18 protein-coding genes are annotated in these 15,983 nt (G+C 53.9%); 6 read left to right on the forward strand and 12 right to left on the reverse strand.

What is annotated here, in order from left to right; translation table 11 throughout:
- Positions 1-17 precede the first annotated feature (17 nt).
- Positions 18-608 (forward strand): DnaA initiator-associating protein DiaA, encoded by a 591-nt coding sequence (gene diaA / locus OGX86_RS21675; protein WP_003024948.1) that lies wholly within the window; start codon positions 18-20, stop codon positions 606-608.
- A 9-nt stretch (positions 609-617) separates the two neighbouring features.
- The gene (gene dolP / locus OGX86_RS21680) at positions 618-1,193 is read left to right on the forward strand and encodes a division/outer membrane stress-associated lipid-binding lipoprotein (RefSeq protein WP_008785904.1); all 576 of its coding nucleotides are present in this window, start codon (positions 618-620) and stop codon (positions 1,191-1,193) included.
- Between the two features lie 87 nt (positions 1,194-1,280).
- Here dolP and OGX86_RS21685 read toward each other — a convergent pair whose 3' ends face one another.
- The gene (locus tag OGX86_RS21685) at positions 1,281-1,916 is read right to left on the reverse strand and encodes an NAD(P)H-binding protein (protein WP_286640667.1); all 636 of its coding nucleotides are present in this window, start codon (positions 1,914-1,916) and stop codon (positions 1,281-1,283) included.
- Between the two features lie 36 nt (positions 1,917-1,952).
- Positions 1,953-2,381 carry a YhbP family protein gene (locus tag OGX86_RS21690; RefSeq protein WP_048225701.1) on the reverse strand — a complete coding sequence of 143 codons (429 nt, stop codon included), beginning with the start codon at positions 2,379-2,381 and terminating at the stop codon, positions 1,953-1,955.
- Positions 2,382-2,433: 52 nt separating this feature from the next.
- Between OGX86_RS21690 and OGX86_RS21695 the strand changes: the two genes are divergently transcribed.
- Positions 2,434-2,724 carry a GIY-YIG nuclease family protein gene (locus OGX86_RS21695; protein ID WP_032945094.1) on the forward strand — a complete coding sequence of 97 codons (291 nt, stop codon included), beginning with the start codon at positions 2,434-2,436 and terminating at the stop codon, positions 2,722-2,724.
- On the opposite strand, the gene OGX86_RS21700 is transcribed toward OGX86_RS21695, so the two are convergent.
- Both OGX86_RS21700 and ubiT read right to left on the reverse strand, forming a co-directional pair.
- Positions 2,721-3,224 (reverse strand): GNAT family N-acetyltransferase, encoded by a 504-nt coding sequence (locus tag OGX86_RS21700; RefSeq protein ID WP_008785907.1) that lies wholly within the window; start codon positions 3,222-3,224, stop codon positions 2,721-2,723. The genes OGX86_RS21695 and OGX86_RS21700 overlap by 4 nt on opposite strands.
- Positions 3,218-3,742, reverse strand: coding sequence for a ubiquinone anaerobic biosynthesis accessory factor UbiT (gene ubiT / locus OGX86_RS21705; RefSeq protein WP_003828637.1), 525 nt, complete (start codon positions 3,740-3,742; stop codon positions 3,218-3,220). The genes OGX86_RS21700 and ubiT overlap by 7 nt, the downstream gene beginning before the upstream one ends.
- A gap of 220 nt (positions 3,743-3,962) precedes the next feature.
- Here ubiT and ubiU point away from each other — a divergent pair, with 220 nt between their 5' ends.
- From ubiU to OGX86_RS21720, 3 genes are all read left to right on the forward strand, one after another.
- A complete protein-coding gene (gene ubiU, locus OGX86_RS21710) occupies positions 3,963-4,958 on the forward strand; it encodes a ubiquinone anaerobic biosynthesis protein UbiU (RefSeq protein ID WP_286640669.1) in 996 nt (331 codons plus the stop codon).
- Between the two features lie 8 nt (positions 4,959-4,966).
- Positions 4,967-5,845 carry a U32 family peptidase gene (locus tag OGX86_RS21715; protein WP_128317291.1) on the forward strand — a complete coding sequence of 293 codons (879 nt, stop codon included), beginning with the start codon at positions 4,967-4,969 and terminating at the stop codon, positions 5,843-5,845.
- A gap of 178 nt (positions 5,846-6,023) precedes the next feature.
- Positions 6,024-7,031 (forward strand): luciferase-like monooxygenase, encoded by a 1,008-nt coding sequence (locus OGX86_RS21720; RefSeq protein ID WP_103284674.1) that lies wholly within the window; start codon positions 6,024-6,026, stop codon positions 7,029-7,031.
- Positions 7,032-7,119: 88 nt separating this feature from the next.
- Here the strand turns inward: OGX86_RS21720 and mtr are convergent, their stop codons facing one another.
- The 8 genes from mtr to rbfA all read right to left on the reverse strand — a co-directional run bounded on the left by mtr (position 7,120) and on the right by rbfA (position 15,883).
- Positions 7,120-8,364, reverse strand: a complete 1,245-nt coding sequence (gene mtr / locus OGX86_RS21725) for a tryptophan permease (protein ID WP_003828642.1) — start codon at positions 8,362-8,364, stop codon at positions 7,120-7,122.
- Between the two features lie 146 nt (positions 8,365-8,510).
- Complete coding sequence (locus tag OGX86_RS21730) at positions 8,511-10,439, reverse strand: DEAD/DEAH family ATP-dependent RNA helicase (RefSeq protein WP_003828643.1); 1,929 nt, start codon at positions 10,437-10,439, stop codon at positions 8,511-8,513.
- Positions 10,432-10,512 carry a protein YrbN gene (yrbN, locus tag OGX86_RS21735; protein WP_010723222.1) on the reverse strand — a complete coding sequence of 27 codons (81 nt, stop codon included), beginning with the start codon at positions 10,510-10,512 and terminating at the stop codon, positions 10,432-10,434. Before yrbN ends, OGX86_RS21730 begins: the two co-directional genes overlap by 8 nt.
- A gap of 106 nt (positions 10,513-10,618) precedes the next feature.
- Complete coding sequence (nlpI, locus tag OGX86_RS21740) at positions 10,619-11,503, reverse strand: lipoprotein NlpI (protein WP_003024982.1); 885 nt, start codon at positions 11,501-11,503, stop codon at positions 10,619-10,621.
- A 109-nt stretch (positions 11,504-11,612) separates the two neighbouring features.
- Positions 11,613-13,745, reverse strand: a complete 2,133-nt coding sequence (gene pnp, locus OGX86_RS21745) for a polyribonucleotide nucleotidyltransferase (protein WP_008785911.1) — start codon at positions 13,743-13,745, stop codon at positions 11,613-11,615.
- Between the two features lie 246 nt (positions 13,746-13,991).
- Entirely contained in the window at positions 13,992-14,261 is a 270-nt protein-coding gene (rpsO, locus tag OGX86_RS21750) for a 30S ribosomal protein S15 (RefSeq protein WP_000059465.1), read from the reverse strand.
- A gap of 273 nt (positions 14,262-14,534) precedes the next feature.
- Positions 14,535-15,479 (reverse strand): tRNA pseudouridine(55) synthase TruB, encoded by a 945-nt coding sequence (gene truB, locus OGX86_RS21755; RefSeq protein ID WP_048225707.1) that lies wholly within the window; start codon positions 15,477-15,479, stop codon positions 14,535-14,537.
- Positions 15,479-15,883 carry a 30S ribosome-binding factor RbfA gene (gene rbfA, locus OGX86_RS21760; RefSeq protein WP_003024988.1) on the reverse strand — a complete coding sequence of 135 codons (405 nt, stop codon included), beginning with the start codon at positions 15,881-15,883 and terminating at the stop codon, positions 15,479-15,481. Before rbfA ends, truB begins: the two co-directional genes overlap by 1 nt.
- Positions 15,884-15,983 lie beyond the last annotated feature (100 nt).

The following is a 15,983-nucleotide window of genomic DNA, read 5'->3' on the forward strand; positions in this document are numbered from 1 at the left end:
GGTTCTTAAGGATTAGCGTGTTAGATAGAATTAAAGTCTGCTTTACAGAAAGCATTCAAACTCAGATAGCTGCGGCTGAAGCACTTCCGGATGCAATCTCCCGTGCCGCCATGACGCTGGTTCAGTCCCTGCTCAATGGCAACAAAATTCTCTGTTGTGGTAATGGGACGTCCGCTGCCAACGCACAGCATTTTGCTGCCAGCATGATCAATCGTTTTGAAACAGAACGCCCAAGTTTACCTGCGATTGCACTAAACACTGATAATGTGGTCTTAACTGCGATTGCCAACGATCGCCTGCACGACGAAGTTTATGCAAAACAAGTCCGTGCGCTGGGACATGCAGGTGATGTTCTGCTGGCAATCTCTACGCGTGGTAATAGCCGCGATATCGTAAAAGCCGTTGAAGCCGCCGTGACACGCGACATGACAATCGTCGCGCTGACCGGGTATGACGGAGGGGAACTGGCCGGATTACTGGGGCCACAGGATGTTGAAATCCGTATACCCTCACACCACAGCGCCCGCGTTCAGGAAATGCACATGCTGACGGTCAACTGCCTTTGCGATCTTATCGATAACACGCTTTTCCCTCACCAGGATGATTAAGGAGTACACATGAAGGCATTTTCGCCGCTTGCTGTGATTATCGCTGCACTGCTGCTGCAAGGCTGTGTCGCTGCCGCCGTTGTTGGAACTGCAGCTGTCGGGACTAAAGCCGCGACGGATCCTCGTAGTGTCGGCACCCAGGTTGATGACAGTACCCTGGAATTACGCGTCAATACGGCATTGTCGAAAGATGCCCAGATCAAGAAAGAAGCGCGAATCAACGTGAGCGCATATCAGGGTAAAGTGCTGCTGGTCGGCCAGTCGCCGAATAGCGAACTGTCTGCGCGAGCAAAACAGATTGCGATGGGCGTAGAAGGTACGACTGAGGTCTTTAATGAGATCCGTCAGGGCCAGCCAATCGGTCTGGGCGATGCGTCCAACGATACCTGGATAACCACCAAAGTACGTTCCCAGTTGCTGACCAGCGATCAGGTGAAATCCTCTAACGTGAAAGTAACGACTGAGAACGGAGAAGTGTTCCTGTTAGGTCTGGTGACCGAGCGTGAAGCGAAGGCGGCGGCGGATATCGCCAGCCGGGTAAGCGGCGTGAAACGCGTCACGACAGCCTTTACGTTTATTAAGTAACACGCCTGTAGATGGTGGCATCTTATCCGGCCTACAGAACGTAATCGTTTGTAGGCCGGATAAGCGTCAGCGCCATCCGGCATTTTTTTATTTAGCCCTTTCGCGTAGCTCGGAAGAGGTCAGGATCGAAACCCCTTCATGCCCAGGCGCCAGCGCTTCTGCCAGCATTGCCCGCGCAACATCGCGCGCTTCAATCGACTTCCAGTTACCCGGTAGCAGCCTGAACAACGGCGCTAAAAACATCTCATTCGTCCGCTGTTTGTCCCTATCACCCAGTAGCATTGAAGGCCGGACAATCGTCAGCCGTGGCCAATTCTGCGCGATCAGCGCCTGCTCCATTTCACCTTTCACCCGGTTATAAAAAAACGGTGAATTCGCATTGGCGCCCATCGAACTCACCACCAGCATATGCTGGGCACCTAACCTACGTCCCGTCAGGGCCGTATCTACCACCAGCGTGTAGTCAGCATGGATAAACGCTTCTTTGCTGCCCGCTTCACGCCGGGTAGTCCCCAAACAACAAAAGACAATATCGACCGGATCGGTGACCTGTGCCAAAGCATCGGTTAGCTGCGGATCATGGGGGTTATAGATACCAACCGTATCTGCCAGCGGTCGACGCGTTGGTGCCGTAATGGCATTGACCCGGGGTTCATTGAGCTGCATACGCAGCAAATGTCCGCCCACCAGCCCCGTGGCTCCCGTTATTAACACCTGACTCATCGCTTATCTTCCCCAGGTCTTCAATCACTCTTCTAACTATAGATCACGCAGCCAGTGCATCTTTTTACCGAAGCCCAGCGTGTTGTCCGTAAATTTGACTTCATCCAGTCGAATCTCCCATACGGGCGCTGGCAGCATTCTGGCAACGGGGAAACGGCGGTTGTAGGCTTTACGCGCGTCTTCGCTCTCCTGCCCCTCAAGACGCCGGATTTCCCCTTTGAACTGTACGCCACGAATCAGAGCGACGGTTTTAGGCTGACCGTTTACTGTACCGGCAATCGGCGCGCGTGGTCCGGACATCTGCGCATGCCGCGTTTTCTCTTCGGTCAGCACATAGAACACCATCTTCTGCGCATCAAACAGGTAAAACGCATTGGCGCACCACAATTCACCTTCATGGTGTACGCACCAGGTCACGACGTGCTGCTTTGCCAGCCAGCGGGTCACCGCAGTCAGTGTTTCCATTTCTATTCTCTTTTATACTGTAGGCCTGAAAATTATCACGTCGATGGTAACAATGACACCCTGGTATCTGTACCTGATCCGTACCGCTGACAACGCCTTATACACCGGAATAACCACCGATGTGCAACGCCGCTATAAGCAGCATCAAAGTGGGAAAGGCGCGAAGGCGCTACGCGGAAAGGGGGAACTCACGTTGGCATTTGCGGCGCAGGTTGGCGACCGTTCGCTAGCCCTGCGCATAGAGTATCGCGTCAAACAGCTCACCAAGCGGCAGAAAGAGCGCCTTGTCGAAGGCGAAGGGTTTGAGGCGCTATTAAGCAGCCTGCAAACCCCGGAAGCTTAAAAGCGATTGAAGTGGTCGTGATATTCCACAAGACCCGTCACGCCATCCAGCGCATCGTCCGCCAGGCGATGAACCTGGAACGCGCTTTCGGTGCCCGGCCAGCGGCAACGCAGGTCATGATGGGCCGCCAGCTCAAAGCCAAAGCGGCTGTACAGGGCCGGATCCCCCAGCGTAACCACCGCGGCGTAGCCAAACTCGTTCAGTGAATCGAGTCCTTCATAGACCAGCTGACGCGCCAGGCCCTGCCCCCGGTAGTTTTCATCCACCGCGAGCGGCGCCATGCCGACCCATTGCAGATCTTCACCCTGAACATCGACAGGGCTGAATGCGACGTAACCCACTACCTGACCTTCGTCATCGGTAGCAACCAGACCCAGCGTTAAGAAACCATCTTCACGCAGGTCGTGCACTAATTTCGCTTCCGCATCGCTCTCAAATGAACGGCGCAGTAGCGCATCAATACCAGGGGCATCAATGGGAATTTCAACTCGAATCAGCATGGCTCACCTACCGAGGTCTGTTTGGTTTCTGGCGACGTTTTCATCCCCGCCTCAACAAAATCCGCCAACTGCATCAGCATGACGCGCAACGCTTTAGGCATCTGCTCCAGTTCGATGGCATCCATCAGATTTTTTACGTATAGCCCTAATTCTGTATCACCTTCAATCACCAGACGACGCTGGAAGAAAAGCGTATCCGGATCCTGCTTGCGGGCCACGATCATCAGCAGATCGCTGGCATCGGCGCTAAAACTCACATCCGCATCTGCATTCTGGCTGACGATAAGTTTATCGTTCTCAACAGAGGTATACCATTTGAGGTCAATGTCACGCACATGAATGCTCAGCCAGCGACCTTCGAGAAACTCCAGCTCCCCATCGGCCAGCGCCTGACTAAACTGCCAGCTCAGGACCTGCTCCAGAACCTGGCGCTTCAGCGCAAAGGGCGTCAGTTTAACTGGTACACTCATCAGAGAAGGACCAAATTGTACTAAGCGTGAACGCAGTTTATCCAACACGAGCTTTACTCCCTGTTTCAATAGTCCTGCTATTTTGCCATATCAAATAAACGACATAGCGGCATAAATCAACAATTCGATGCGAAATTGTTACCTCTTTATTGCTGTCACCAATACGACTTTAACTGCCTCAAATCAAAAATTGTCTCAGCAAGGTTAACTAAAATCCCTCTTCGTTAACATTTCTGCGCCCTTCACGGCGCTACGTTCAGGATAAATTATGGAGCTGCTCTGCCCTGCCGGAAACCTCCCGGCGCTTAAGGCGGCCATCGAGAACGGCGCTGATGCTGTCTACATCGGGCTGAAAGATGATACCAACGCCCGTCATTTCGCCGGCCTTAATTTTACCGAGAAAAAATTGCAGGAAGCGGTGAGTTTTGTCCATCAACACCGTCGTAAGCTGCACATCGCGATTAACACCTTTGCGCATCCGGATGGTTATGCGCGCTGGCAGCGGGCCGTAGATATGGCGGCGCAACTGGGTGCGGATGCACTAATCCTCGCCGACCTCGCCATGCTTGAGTATGCCGCAGAGCGCTACCCGCATATTGAGCGCCATGTCTCTGTTCAGGCATCTGCTACCAACGAAGAGGCGATTAATTTTTATCATCGCAACTTTGATGTCGCCCGCGTGGTGCTGCCGCGCGTGTTGTCTATCCATCAGGTGAAACAGCTTGCTCGCGTCACACCTGTTCCCCTGGAAGTGTTCGCCTTCGGTAGCCTGTGCATTATGGCGGAAGGCCGTTGCTATCTTTCGTCCTATCTGACGGGTGAATCGCCAAACACGGTTGGTGCCTGCTCACCTGCCCGTTTTGTCCGCTGGCAACAGACCCAACAAGGGCTGGAATCCCGTCTTAATGAAGTGCTGATCGACCGCTATCAGGACGGGGAAAACGCCGGTTATCCGACGCTATGCAAAGGCCGCTATCTGGTGGACGGCGAGCGTTATCATGCGCTGGAAGAACCCACCAGCCTGAACACGCTGGAGCTGCTGCCGGAACTGCTGGCAGCCAATATTGCCTCGGTGAAAATCGAAGGTCGTCAGCGTAGTCCGGCCTATGTCAGCCTGGTGGCGAAAGTGTGGCGTCAGGCGATCGACCGCTGTATGGCCGACCCGCAAAACTACGTCCCGCAGGCCGCGTGGATGGAAACGCTCGGTTCTATGTCCGAAGGCACACAGACCACGCTTGGCGCGTATCACCGTAAATGGCAGTGAGAGAAGCAATGAAATATTCCTTAGGGCCGGTGCTGTGGTACTGGCCGAAAGAAACGCTGGAAGATTTTTATCAGCAGGCTGCCGTAAGCCAGGCCGACGTTATCTATCTTGGTGAAGCGGTATGCAGTAAACGCCGTGCCACCAAAGTGGGCGACTGGCTCGATATGGCGAAATCGCTCGCTGGCAGCGGTAAACAGGTTGTGCTGTCAACACTGGCGCTGGTGCAGGCCTCTTCTGAACTGGGAGAGCTGAAGCGCTATGTCGAAAACGGTGACTTCCTGCTGGAAGCCAGCGATCTCGGGGTGGTAAACATGTGCGCCGAGCGTAAGCTGCCGTTTGTCGCCGGGCATGCGCTCAACTGCTACAACGCTGTCACCCTGCGTTTGCTGCTCAAACAAGGCATGGTGCGCTGGTGTATGCCGGTAGAGCTTTCCCGCGACTGGCTGGCAAACTTGCTCAACCAGTGTGATGAGCTGGGTATTCGCAATCAGTTTGAAGTTGAGGTGCTGAGCTACGGGCATCTGCCGCTGGCGTACTCTGCCCGCTGCTTTACCGCACGCTCTGAAGACCGTCCAAAAGACGAGTGTGAAACCTGCTGCATAAAATACCCGAACGGGCGCGATGTGCTGTCGCAGGAGAATCAGCAGGTCTTTGTCCTCAACGGGATCCAGACCATGAGCGGCTATGTTTACAACCTCGGCAACGAACTGACATCGATGCAGGGGCTGGTTGATATTGTGCGTCTGTCCCCTTCAGGCACTGAAACATTCGCCATGCTCGACGCCTTCCGCGCCAATGAAAATGGCAGTGCCCCATTACCGCTTGCCGCCCACAGTGACTGTAACGGCTACTGGAAGCGACTGGCTGGACTGGAGCTGCAGGCCTAGCCGGATGCGGCATAAATGCCTTATCGGGCCTACAAATAGCGATCCCGTAGGCCCGATGAGCGCAGCGCCATCGGGCATGTTATATTCGGTGCCCGCCGTATAAAGCTCACTTTGTTAACAACATTCGCTAATCTTTAATGCAGTATTAAAAGATTAACCGGTAACAAAGTGAGCCGTTATGACTGACAAAACTATTCCGTTCTCGGTGCTGGATCTGGCGCCGATCCCTGAAGGATCCTCGGCAAAAGAGGCCTTCACACACTCGCTTGATCTCGCTCAACTGGCTGAAAAGCGCGGCTACCACCGCTATTGGCTGGCGGAACATCACAACATGACCGGCATCGCCAGCGCAGCAACCTCAGTGCTGATTGGTTTTCTGGCTGCCAATACCACTACGCTGCATCTCGGGTCTGGCGGCGTGATGCTGCCTAACCATTCACCGCTGGTGATCGCCGAGCAGTTCGGTACCCTGAACACGCTATATCCGGGACGAATCGATCTCGGGCTTGGTCGCGCACCGGGCAGCGATCAACCAACCATGCGCGCACTGCGCCGCCATATGAGCGGTGATATCGATAACTTCCCACGCGACGTCGCTGAACTGGTGGACTGGTTCGACGCCCGCGATCCTAATCCCCATGTACGCCCGGTTCCCGGCTACGGCGAGCAGATCCCGGTCTGGTTATTAGGCTCCAGCCTGTACAGTGCACAACTGGCGGCCCAGCTTGGTCTGCCGTTTGCCTTCGCCTCGCACTTTGCCCCGGATATGCTGCATCAGGCGCTGCATCTGTATCGCACCCAATTCAAACCCTCAGCGCGGCTGGCAAAACCGTATGCGATGGTGTGCATCAACATTATTGCCGCCGACAGCAATCGCGACGCCGAGTTTCTTTTCACCTCCATGCAGCAGGCATTTGTGAGGCTGCGTCGTGGCGAAACCGGCCAGCTACCGCCGCCGGTAGAGAATATGCAGCAGCTGTGGTCCGCTTCTGAGCAGTACGGCGTACAACAGGCGCTGAGCATGTCGCTGGTCGGTGATAAGGCAAAAGTGCGGCATGGTCTCGACGCCATTTTGCGTGAAACCCAGGCTGATGAGATTATGGTTAACGGCCAGATTTTTGATCATCAGGCACGTCTACATTCGTTTGATTTGGCGATGGATGTGAAGCAGGAATTATTGGGGTAGTACTATTTGTGCCGGATGGCGGCTGCGCCTTATCCGGCCTACTCAATCTCTGTGGGCCCGGTAAGCGTAGCGCCACCGGGCAATTGTTCTACTGGTATACAGGCAACAGATTCACGCTCGACAGAATATGGATAACCGCGTTGCCGATACCGAATACCAGGATCAGCGCAATCATCGGCTTGCCGCCCCAGACACGGAATTTCGGGCTACCGAAACGCTCGCGGGATTTACGTGCCAGCAGCGCCGGAACAATGGCGGCCCAGATGGTTGCCGCGAGTCCTGCATAGCCAATGGCGTACAGGAAACCGTTCGGCCATAGCAAGCCACCGATAATTGGCGGGACAAACGTCAGCAATGCCGTTTTGAAACGTCCCATTGCCGAGTCATCAAAGCCAAACAGATCCGCCAGATAGTCAAACAGACCGAGCGTAACGCCGAGGAATGAACTCGCCACCGCAAAGTTGGAGAACACCACCAGCAGCAGATCCAGACTGCGGCTGTTTAGTACACCGCTCAGCGCCTGTACCAGCACATCAATGTTACCGCCTTGCTGCGCAATACCGATAAACTCCGGACGCGGAATATTACCCATCGTCCCCAGCAACCATACGGTATACAGCACCAGCGCCAGCAGCGTGCCGTACACCAGACACTTAACGATGGTCTTCGGATCTTTGCCGTAGTACTTCATCAGGCTCGGGACGTTGCCGTGATAGCCGAATGAGGCCAAACAGAACGGCAGCGTCATCAGCAGGTACGGCGTATACGAAGCATTGCTTTCCGCCACGTTAAACAACGTTGTGGGCTGAACGTGTCCCAATAAGCTGCCGAAGGTCAGGAAAAAGGTAATCACCTTCGCGCCCAGCACAATTGCCGTCATGCGGCTCACCGCTTTGGTACTTAACCACACAACAAACGCCACCAGTAACGCAAAGCCAAGACCTGCCGCACGCGCCGGAACGTTCAACGACATCTCGGAGAAGGTGTGATGCAGGATCGACCCGCTCGCCGAGATATACGCGTAGGTCAGAATATAGAGAACGAAAGCAATCGAGATGCCGTTCACCACGTTCCAGCCTTTGCCCAGCAGATCTTTGGTAATGGTGTCGAAGCTGGAGCCAATGCGGTAATTGAGGTTAGCTTCAAGGATCATCAGCCCGGAGTGCAGCATACAGAACCAGGTAAAGATCAGCGCCGCCATTGACCAGAAGAACCACGCCCCGGACATGACCACTGGCAGAGAAAACATCCCCGCGCCAATAATGGTGCCGCCGATGATCACCACGCCGCCGAGCAGCGAAGGTGACGTTTGGGTGGTGGTTAGTGTTGCCATTTAGCCATCTCTCCAGTCATTTATATTGTGACTACATCTCAATGTGCTGCACTGTACCAGTACACGAGTACAATTGAAATAAAAAAAGCCCCGATTGTTGAGATCGGGGCCGTATATTTTACTTTACAGCTATAAAGCTAAAAGGCTTATGCATCACCGCCGAAACGACGACGACCAGCAGAGTCATCACGACGCGGAGCAGAAGAATCGTCACGACGCGGACCACGGTTGCCTTCACGACGTTCGCCGCTGAAACGACGACCATCGCCACGACCGCCTTCACGACGTTCGCCGCTAAAGTTACGACCTTCACCGCGACCGCCTTCACGACGCTCACCGCTGAAACGGCCACCGCCACGACGCTCACCACCGGTGTGCGGAACTGCATCGCCAACCAGCTGCATGTTCATCGGCTTGTTCAGGATGCGAGTACGGGTAAAGTGCTGCAGCACGTCGCCCGGCATACCTTTCGGCAGTTCGATGGTGGAGTGGGAAGCAAACAGCTTGATGTTACCGATGTAACGGCTGCTGATATCACCTTCGTTAGCAATCGCACCAACGATATGACGAACTTCAACACCGTCATCACGGCCCACTTCAATGCGGTACAGCTGCATGTCACCAACGTCACGACGTTCACGACGCGGACGGTCTTCACCACCACGGTCATTACGGTCACGAGGGCCACGATCGTTACGGTCACGCGGACCACGGTCATCACGGTCGCGGAATTCGCGTTTCGGACGCATCGGCGCATCTGGCGGCAGGATCAGAGGACGTTCGCCCTGAGCCATTTTCAGCAGTGCAGCTGCCAGCGTTTCGATATCCAGCTCTTCTTCCGGCTGCATTTTCGCCAGCAGAGCACGGTACTGATCCAGATCGCTGCTTTCCAGCTGCTGCTGTACTTTAGCGGCGAATTTTTCCAGACGGCGTTTGCCCAGCAGATCTGCGTTCGGCAGTTCTACTTCAGGAATAGTCAGCTTCATGGTGCGTTCGATGTTACGCAGCAGACGACGCTCGCGGTTCTCAACGAACAGCAGCGCACGACCCGCACGACCCGCACGACCGGTACGGCCGATACGGTGAACGTAAGACTCGGAATCCATCGGGATGTCGTAGTTAACAACCAGGCTGATACGCTCAACGTCCAGGCCACGGGCCGCAACGTCGGTTGCAATCAGAATATCCAGACGGCCATCTTTCAGACGCTCCAGAGTCTGCTCACGCAGGGACTGGTTCATGTCGCCGTTCAGTGCAGCGCTGCTATAACCGCTACGCTCCAGCGCTTCTGCTACTTCCAGGGTCGCATTTTTGGTACGTACGAAGATAATCGCCGCATCAAAGTCTTCTGCTTCCAGGAAACGCACCAGCGCTTCATTTTTACGCATGCCCCACACAGTCCAGTAGCTCTGGCTGATGTCAGGACGGGTAGTAACGCTGGACTGAATACGTACTTCCTGCGGCTCTTTCATAAAGCGGCGGGTAATACGACGAATCGCTTCCGGCATGGTTGCAGAGAACAGAGCGGTCTGATGACCTTCCGGGATCTGCGCCATGATGGTTTCAACGTCTTCGATGAAGCCCATACGCAGCATTTCGTCAGCTTCGTCCAGTACCAGACCGCTCAGTTTGGAGAGGTCCAGAGTACCGCGCTTCAGGTGATCCAGCAGACGACCCGGCGTACCGACGACGATCTGTGGCCCCTGACGCAGGGCACGTAATTGCACGTCATAACGCTGACCGCCGTACAGGGCAACCACGTTCACGCCGCGCATGTGTTTAGAGAAATCCGTCATGGCTTCTGCTACCTGAACCGCCAGTTCGCGGGTCGGTGCCAGCACCAGAATCTGAGGTGCCTTCAGCTCAGGATCAAGATTGTTGAGCAGCGGTAAAGAGAACGCTGCAGTTTTGCCGCTACCTGTCTGGGCCATACCCAGAACATCGCGGCCGCCCAGCAGATGCGGAATGCACTCTGCCTGGATTGGAGATGGTTTTTCGTAACCCAGATCGTTAAGGGCTTCAAGGATAGGAGCCTTCAGGCCCAGATCTGCAAAAGTGGTTTCGAATTCAGCCATGTAGTACGTGTGCCTCAAAATTAATGGCGGCCAGTCTACATAACTCATCATGAAATTGATCTGCAATTTTCATTGAAAAGTGTGAACCGGCTCAAAGTAGGTGTATTAACGAACAACAACGCCCTCACCCGTAAAGGTGATGGCAATCAAAAAAGATTACGGGCTGATGTGTACGTCAGCTATTGCTGGTCCGATTCTGCCAGGTCATCTTGGTCCTGGCCCAGGAGCGATAATTCCAACAATGCGTATCGGTGCTCAACAAAGTTATGAACGTTGTTAGCCACCGCCAGTTTGAACAATGCCGTAGCGTTGTCCAAATCCCCCAGACTTAGGTAGTACTTACCTAAATAGAAGTTGGTTTCACTGAGATGCTCAGCGAGCGAGGTGTTATCCGTTGCGTCCGCCTTCAGGCGTTCCATCAGCGTTGCTTCGCTAATGTTGCCCAGGTAGAACTCGACAATGTTCCATCCCCATTGCTCTTTATCCGATTTCTCAAAGCGTTGCTTCAACGCTTCTTTAGCCTGCTTCTCATCGAGCTTCTGCTCGGCAAGATAAAGCCACAGACTACGGAAAGGATCATTGGGATCGTCTTGATAAAACGCTAGCAGATCATCTTGCGCTAACTTGTCACGACCGCCGTAATACAATGCGATACCGCGATTTAAGTGCGCGTAGTTGTAAGTTGGATCAAGCTCAAGTACAGAATCAAACGCTTCATAGGCAGCATCAAAATTGCCTGCCTGCGTTAAATATATACCTAAGTAATTGAATACTTCAGGCATATCTGGTCGGATTGCCAGCGCTTGTGAAAAATCATTTCGCGCCAGTGCCCTCAGACCGAGACTATCATACAACACTCCGCGCTCATATAAAAGCTGTGCGCGTTCGTCATCGGTTAAAGCCCGACTGGCAAGAATTTGTTCCATACGTGCCAGAATCACTTCCTGCTGCAAAGTCGGTTGCAATGGTACTGCGAGGACTTCACTCTTTCGCCAGGCGGAATTACTGCATCCAGCCAGCGTGAGTGCTGTCGCAACGAAACACCAGCGCAAAAAAGGCTTCATTTCCCACTCCCGAAGACAACGATTGAATGAACGTCCAGGTTCCCCGGTTGCTAACAAGGCATCCTGCCGGGTTAAAGGCCCTCCGCTTTCACGGAGGGCAATGGCAACCTTACTCGCCCTGGCTTGCCGGAGCTTCCGGTTCGCCTGCAGGCTGAGACTGCTCAGTTGCTTCTTTAATGCTCAGACGTACACGGCCCTGGCGATCAACTTCCAGAACTTTGACCGGTACTTCCTGGCCCATCTGCAGGTAGTCGGTCACTTTCTCAACGCGCTTATCAGCGATCTGAGAGATGTGTACCAGACCTTCTTTACCGCCACCGATGGCAACGAATGCGCCAAAGTCAACGATACGGGTCACTTTACCATTGTAGATACGGCCTACTTCGATCTCTGCGGTGATCTCTTCGATACGACGGATAGCATATTTCGCTTTCTCACCGTCGGTCGCAGCAATCTTCACGGTGCCATCATCTTCGATTTCAATGGTGGTGCCGGTTTCTTCGGTCAGAGCACGGATAACAGAACCGCCTTTACCGATAACGTCTTTGATCTTGTCCGGGCTGATCTTGATAGTGTGGATACGCGGAGCGAACTGAGAAATATCGCCACGCGGAGCGTTGATCGCTTGTTCCATCACACCCAGGATGTGCAGACGCGCACCTTTAGCCTGGTTCAGAGCAACCTGCATGATTTCTTTGGTGATACCTTCAATTTTGATATCCATCTGCAGTGCAGAGATACCGTCGCGGGAACCCGCCACTTTGAAGTCCATATCGCCCAGGTGGTCTTCGTCGCCCAGGATGTCAGACAGAACAACAAAGTTGTCACCTTCTTTCACCAGACCCATCGCGATACCCGCAACGGCTGCTTTGATCGGCACGCCTGCGTCCATCAGCGCCAGGGAAGCACCACATACGGAAGCCATGGAAGAAGAACCGTTAGATTCGGTGATTTCAGAAACCACACGTACGGTGTACGGGAATTTATCCAGTTCCGGCATTACTGCCAGTACGCCACGCTTCGCCAGACGGCCGTGACCAATCTCACGACGCTTCGGAGAACCGACCATACCGGTTTCACCTACGCAGTACGGAGGGAAGTTGTAGTGGAACAGGAAGTTGTCAGTACGCTCGCCCATCAGTTCGTCGAGGTTCTGCGCATCACGAGTGGTGCCCAGGGTCGCAGTAACCAGCGCCTGAGTTTCGCCACGGGTGAACAGTGCGGAACCGTGGGTACGCGGCAGAACGCCAGTACGCACGTCCAGGCCACGGATCATGTCTTTTTCACGGCCATCGATACGCGGCTCGCCTGCCAGTACGCGGCTACGAACAACGTTTTTCTCGATAGCGTGCAGGATTTCACCCAGTTCGTTAGCGTCCAGGGTTTCGTCTTCAGCAACCAGAGTCGCGATGGTTTCAGACTTGATCACGTCAACCTGAGCATAACGCTCTTGTTTGTCAGTGATACGGTAAGCATCGCTCAAGCGAGCTTCTGCCAGTGCGGCAACGCGTGCGTTCAGCGCTTCGTTGACGGCTTCTGGCTGCCAGTCCCAACGCGGTTTGCCAGCTTCTTTCGCCAGCTCGTTGATCGCCTGAATCACAACCTGCTGCTGTTCGTGACCGAACACAACAGCGCCCAGCATCTGGTCTTCGCTCAGCAGTTCAGCTTCGGATTCAACCATCAGTACGGCTGCTTCAGTACCTGCAACAACCAGGTCCAGCTTGCTTTCTTTCAGTTCGTCCTGAGTCGGGTTCAGTACGTACTGGTCATTGATGTAACCAACACGTGCAGCACCGATCGGGCCGTTGAATGGGATACCAGACAGAGTCAGCGCAGCAGATGCACCAATCATTGCCACGATGTCCGGGTTAACCTGCGGGTTAACGGAAACAACGGTCGCGATAACCTGAACTTCGTTAACGAAGCCTTCCGGGAACAGCGGGCGAACCGGGCGGTCAATCAGACGCGCGATCAGGGTTTCGCCTTCGCTCGGACGGCCTTCACGACGGAAGAAGCTACCCGGGATACGGCCAGCAGCGTAGGTACGCTCCTGATAGTTAACGGTCAGCGGGAAAAAGTCCTGGCCTGGTTTCGCTTTTTTCTGACCAACAACGGTAACGAATACCGCGGTGTCATCCATGCTAACCATAACAGCGGCAGTCGCCTGACGCGCCATCATGCCGGTTTCCAGCGTAACGGTATGCTGACCGTACTGGAATTTACGAACGATCGGATTAAGCAAAATAATATCCTTTCTCTATTTTTTGACGGCACATTTTTGCGCCATCGTTAATACCCGATCTTCTGCGCATCCTCGCGACTAATGACAACCCTAACCCATAAGCATGAGTAAAGCCTCTCATTAGCCGCGCGAACCTCTGCAACGGAAGATCATTCATAGCAACAATACATTAGTTTCCAGCGAATTGCTGCCATCTGCTGGAAAAAAGGGGCCATGAAGGCCCCCTCTTTCTGAAACTCGAAAGAATTAGCGACGCAGGCCCAGACGCTCGATCAGCGCGGTGTAACGTGCAACATCTTTACGTTTCAGGTAGTCGAGCAGTTTACGACGCTGAGAAACCATGCGCAGCAGACCACGACGGCTGTGGTGATCTTTTTTGTGCTCTGCAAAGTGGCCCTGCAGGTGGTTAATCTGTGCAGTCAACAGAGCAACCTGAACATCGGTAGAACCGGTGTCGTTTGCATCACGACCAAACTCAGAAACGATTTTAGCGGTAGCTTCAGTACTTAGAGACATTTTAAAACTCCAAAGTGATAAGAATGAAAGGATGCCGATCTCTAATTCAGCTATCCCAGTGTATACACTTTATCCTTCAAACTGGCTCTGCGTTGGCTGCGTCCGCTCACCTCAGTCACTTACCTAAGTAATCTCCTGAGGATCCTCAGACTTGCCGCCTTGATGCAGCTCGAAGGATTTTGTGTATACGCCACGCAGATTGTTAAACAATTCACGCGACGTTAAGCGGCAGTATTCTACTCGCAGCGCCCTTTTATCGCAAGACAGAGAGCGCTATGCAGGATACTCAACCACCAGGCGGCGGGGGGCGACACGACCTTCATCGTCCATCTCCCCCATGCCAATAAACTTGTCGTCATCACCTTCCGTCACGCGTACCAGCCCTTCCAGCGGGGCGCCTGTCGTCCGTACCGGATTACCATTTTTAAAGTAAACCGACGATGTTAAAGGCAAATTAACAACAGGATAGTCCGATGCCGGACTGTCCATTGGCATCAGCAAAGGATCAAGCAGTTGAGCCGCCGGAATGTTCTGCTGTTCTGCCTGTTCGACCAGCTCACGCAGGTGTTCCAGCGTGACCATACGATCCACCGGATACTTGCTGACCGTCAGACGACGCAGATACGTTACGTGCGCGCCGCAGCCCAGCTTCTCACCGAGATCGTCAACGATAGTACGAATATAGGTGCCTTTGGAGCAGTGAACTTCCAGCTCCAGTTCGTTACCCTCGTGACGGATAAACAGCAGCTCATAGACGGTAATCGGGCGCGCTTCACGCGGCACTTCAATGCCCTGACGCGCATATTCGTACAGCTTCTTACCCTGATACTTCAGCGCCGAATACATCGACGGAATCTGCTCGATATCGCCGCGAAAAGTCTCCAGCGCGCTCGCCAGTTGTTCTGCGGTGAAGGTTACCGGACGCTCCTGCACGATCTGCCCATCGGCATCGGAAGTGTCAGTACGCTGGCCCAGACGGGCAACCACGCGATAGCGTTTGTCAGAATCCAGCAAATACTGTGAAAACTTTGTCGCTTCACCAAGGCAGATAGGCAGCATGCCTGTCGCCAGCGGATCCAACGCGCCGGTATGTCCCGCGCGGTTGGCATTGTAGATGCGCTTTACTTTTTGCAGCACGTCATTGCTGGACATGCCCTGCGGCTTATCCAGCAGCAGGACACCATGAATATCGCGACCACGACGACGAGGACGACTCATCAGTCCTCCTTGCTGTCGTCCGCTGGGTTCACACGACGCTCATCGTCATGTTTCACCACGCTGGTCACCAGGTTGGACATGCGCATCCCTTCAACCAACGAGTTGTCGTAGAAGAAGGTCAGCTCAGGCACGATACGCAGACGCATTGCTTTACCCAGCAGAGAGCGGATAAAACCAGAGGCTTCCTGCAGTGCCTTAATGCCGTTTTTCACGGCAGCTTCGTCCTGATCGTTGAGGAAAGTCACGAATACTTTGGCATATGCCAGATCACGGGACATCTCAACACCCGATACGGTGGTCATCATACCAACACGCGGGTCTTTGATTTCGCGTTGCAGGATGAGTGCGATTTCTTTCTGCATCTCCTGCGCGACACGCTGCGGGCGACCAAATTCTTTCGCCATAATAAATTCTCCAGACAAAAAAGGGGCATTCAGCCCCTTTTGAAAATAATTCGGTGATTAGGCTGTAGGCCTGATAAGCGTAGCGCCATCAGGCATTACA

The sequence above is a fragment of the Citrobacter sp. Cpo040 genome (genome assembly GCF_030332915.1).
Classification (GTDB): Bacteria; Pseudomonadota; Gammaproteobacteria; order Enterobacterales; family Enterobacteriaceae; genus Citrobacter; species Citrobacter portucalensis.

Excerpts from the sequence above, each read along its gene's own strand:
- dolP (WP_008785904.1), top strand. The coding sequence starts at position 618 with ATGAAGGCATTTTCGCCGCTTGCTGTGATTATCGCTGCACTGCTGCTG.
- OGX86_RS21685 (WP_286640667.1), bottom strand. The coding sequence starts at position 1,916 with ATGAGTCAGGTGTTAATAACGGGAGCCACGGGGCTGGTGGGCGGACAT.
- OGX86_RS21690 (WP_048225701.1), bottom strand. The coding sequence starts at position 2,381 with ATGGAAACACTGACTGCGGTGACCCGCTGGCTGGCAAAGCAGCACGTC.
- OGX86_RS21695 (WP_032945094.1), top strand. The coding sequence starts at position 2,434 with ATGACACCCTGGTATCTGTACCTGATCCGTACCGCTGACAACGCCTTA.
- OGX86_RS21700 (WP_008785907.1), bottom strand. The coding sequence starts at position 3,224 with ATGCTGATTCGAGTTGAAATTCCCATTGATGCCCCTGGTATTGATGCG.
- ubiU (WP_286640669.1), top strand. The coding sequence starts at position 3,963 with ATGGAGCTGCTCTGCCCTGCCGGAAACCTCCCGGCGCTTAAGGCGGCC.
- OGX86_RS21715 (WP_128317291.1), top strand. The coding sequence starts at position 4,967 with ATGAAATATTCCTTAGGGCCGGTGCTGTGGTACTGGCCGAAAGAAACG.
- OGX86_RS21720 (WP_103284674.1), top strand. The coding sequence starts at position 6,024 with ATGACTGACAAAACTATTCCGTTCTCGGTGCTGGATCTGGCGCCGATC.
- mtr (WP_003828642.1), bottom strand. The coding sequence starts at position 8,364 with ATGGCAACACTAACCACCACCCAAACGTCACCTTCGCTGCTCGGCGGC.
- OGX86_RS21730 (WP_003828643.1), bottom strand. The coding sequence starts at position 10,439 with ATGGCTGAATTCGAAACCACTTTTGCAGATCTGGGCCTGAAGGCTCCT.
- yrbN (WP_010723222.1), bottom strand. The coding sequence starts at position 10,512 with ATGAAAATTGCAGATCAATTTCATGATGAGTTATGTAGACTGGCCGCC.
- nlpI (WP_003024982.1), bottom strand. The coding sequence starts at position 11,503 with ATGAAGCCTTTTTTGCGCTGGTGTTTCGTTGCGACAGCACTCACGCTG.
- rpsO (WP_000059465.1), bottom strand. The coding sequence starts at position 14,261 with ATGTCTCTAAGTACTGAAGCTACCGCTAAAATCGTTTCTGAGTTTGGT.
- truB (WP_048225707.1), bottom strand. The coding sequence starts at position 15,479 with ATGAGTCGTCCTCGTCGTCGTGGTCGCGATATTCATGGTGTCCTGCTG.
- rbfA (WP_003024988.1), bottom strand. The coding sequence starts at position 15,883 with ATGGCGAAAGAATTTGGTCGCCCGCAGCGTGTCGCGCAGGAGATGCAG.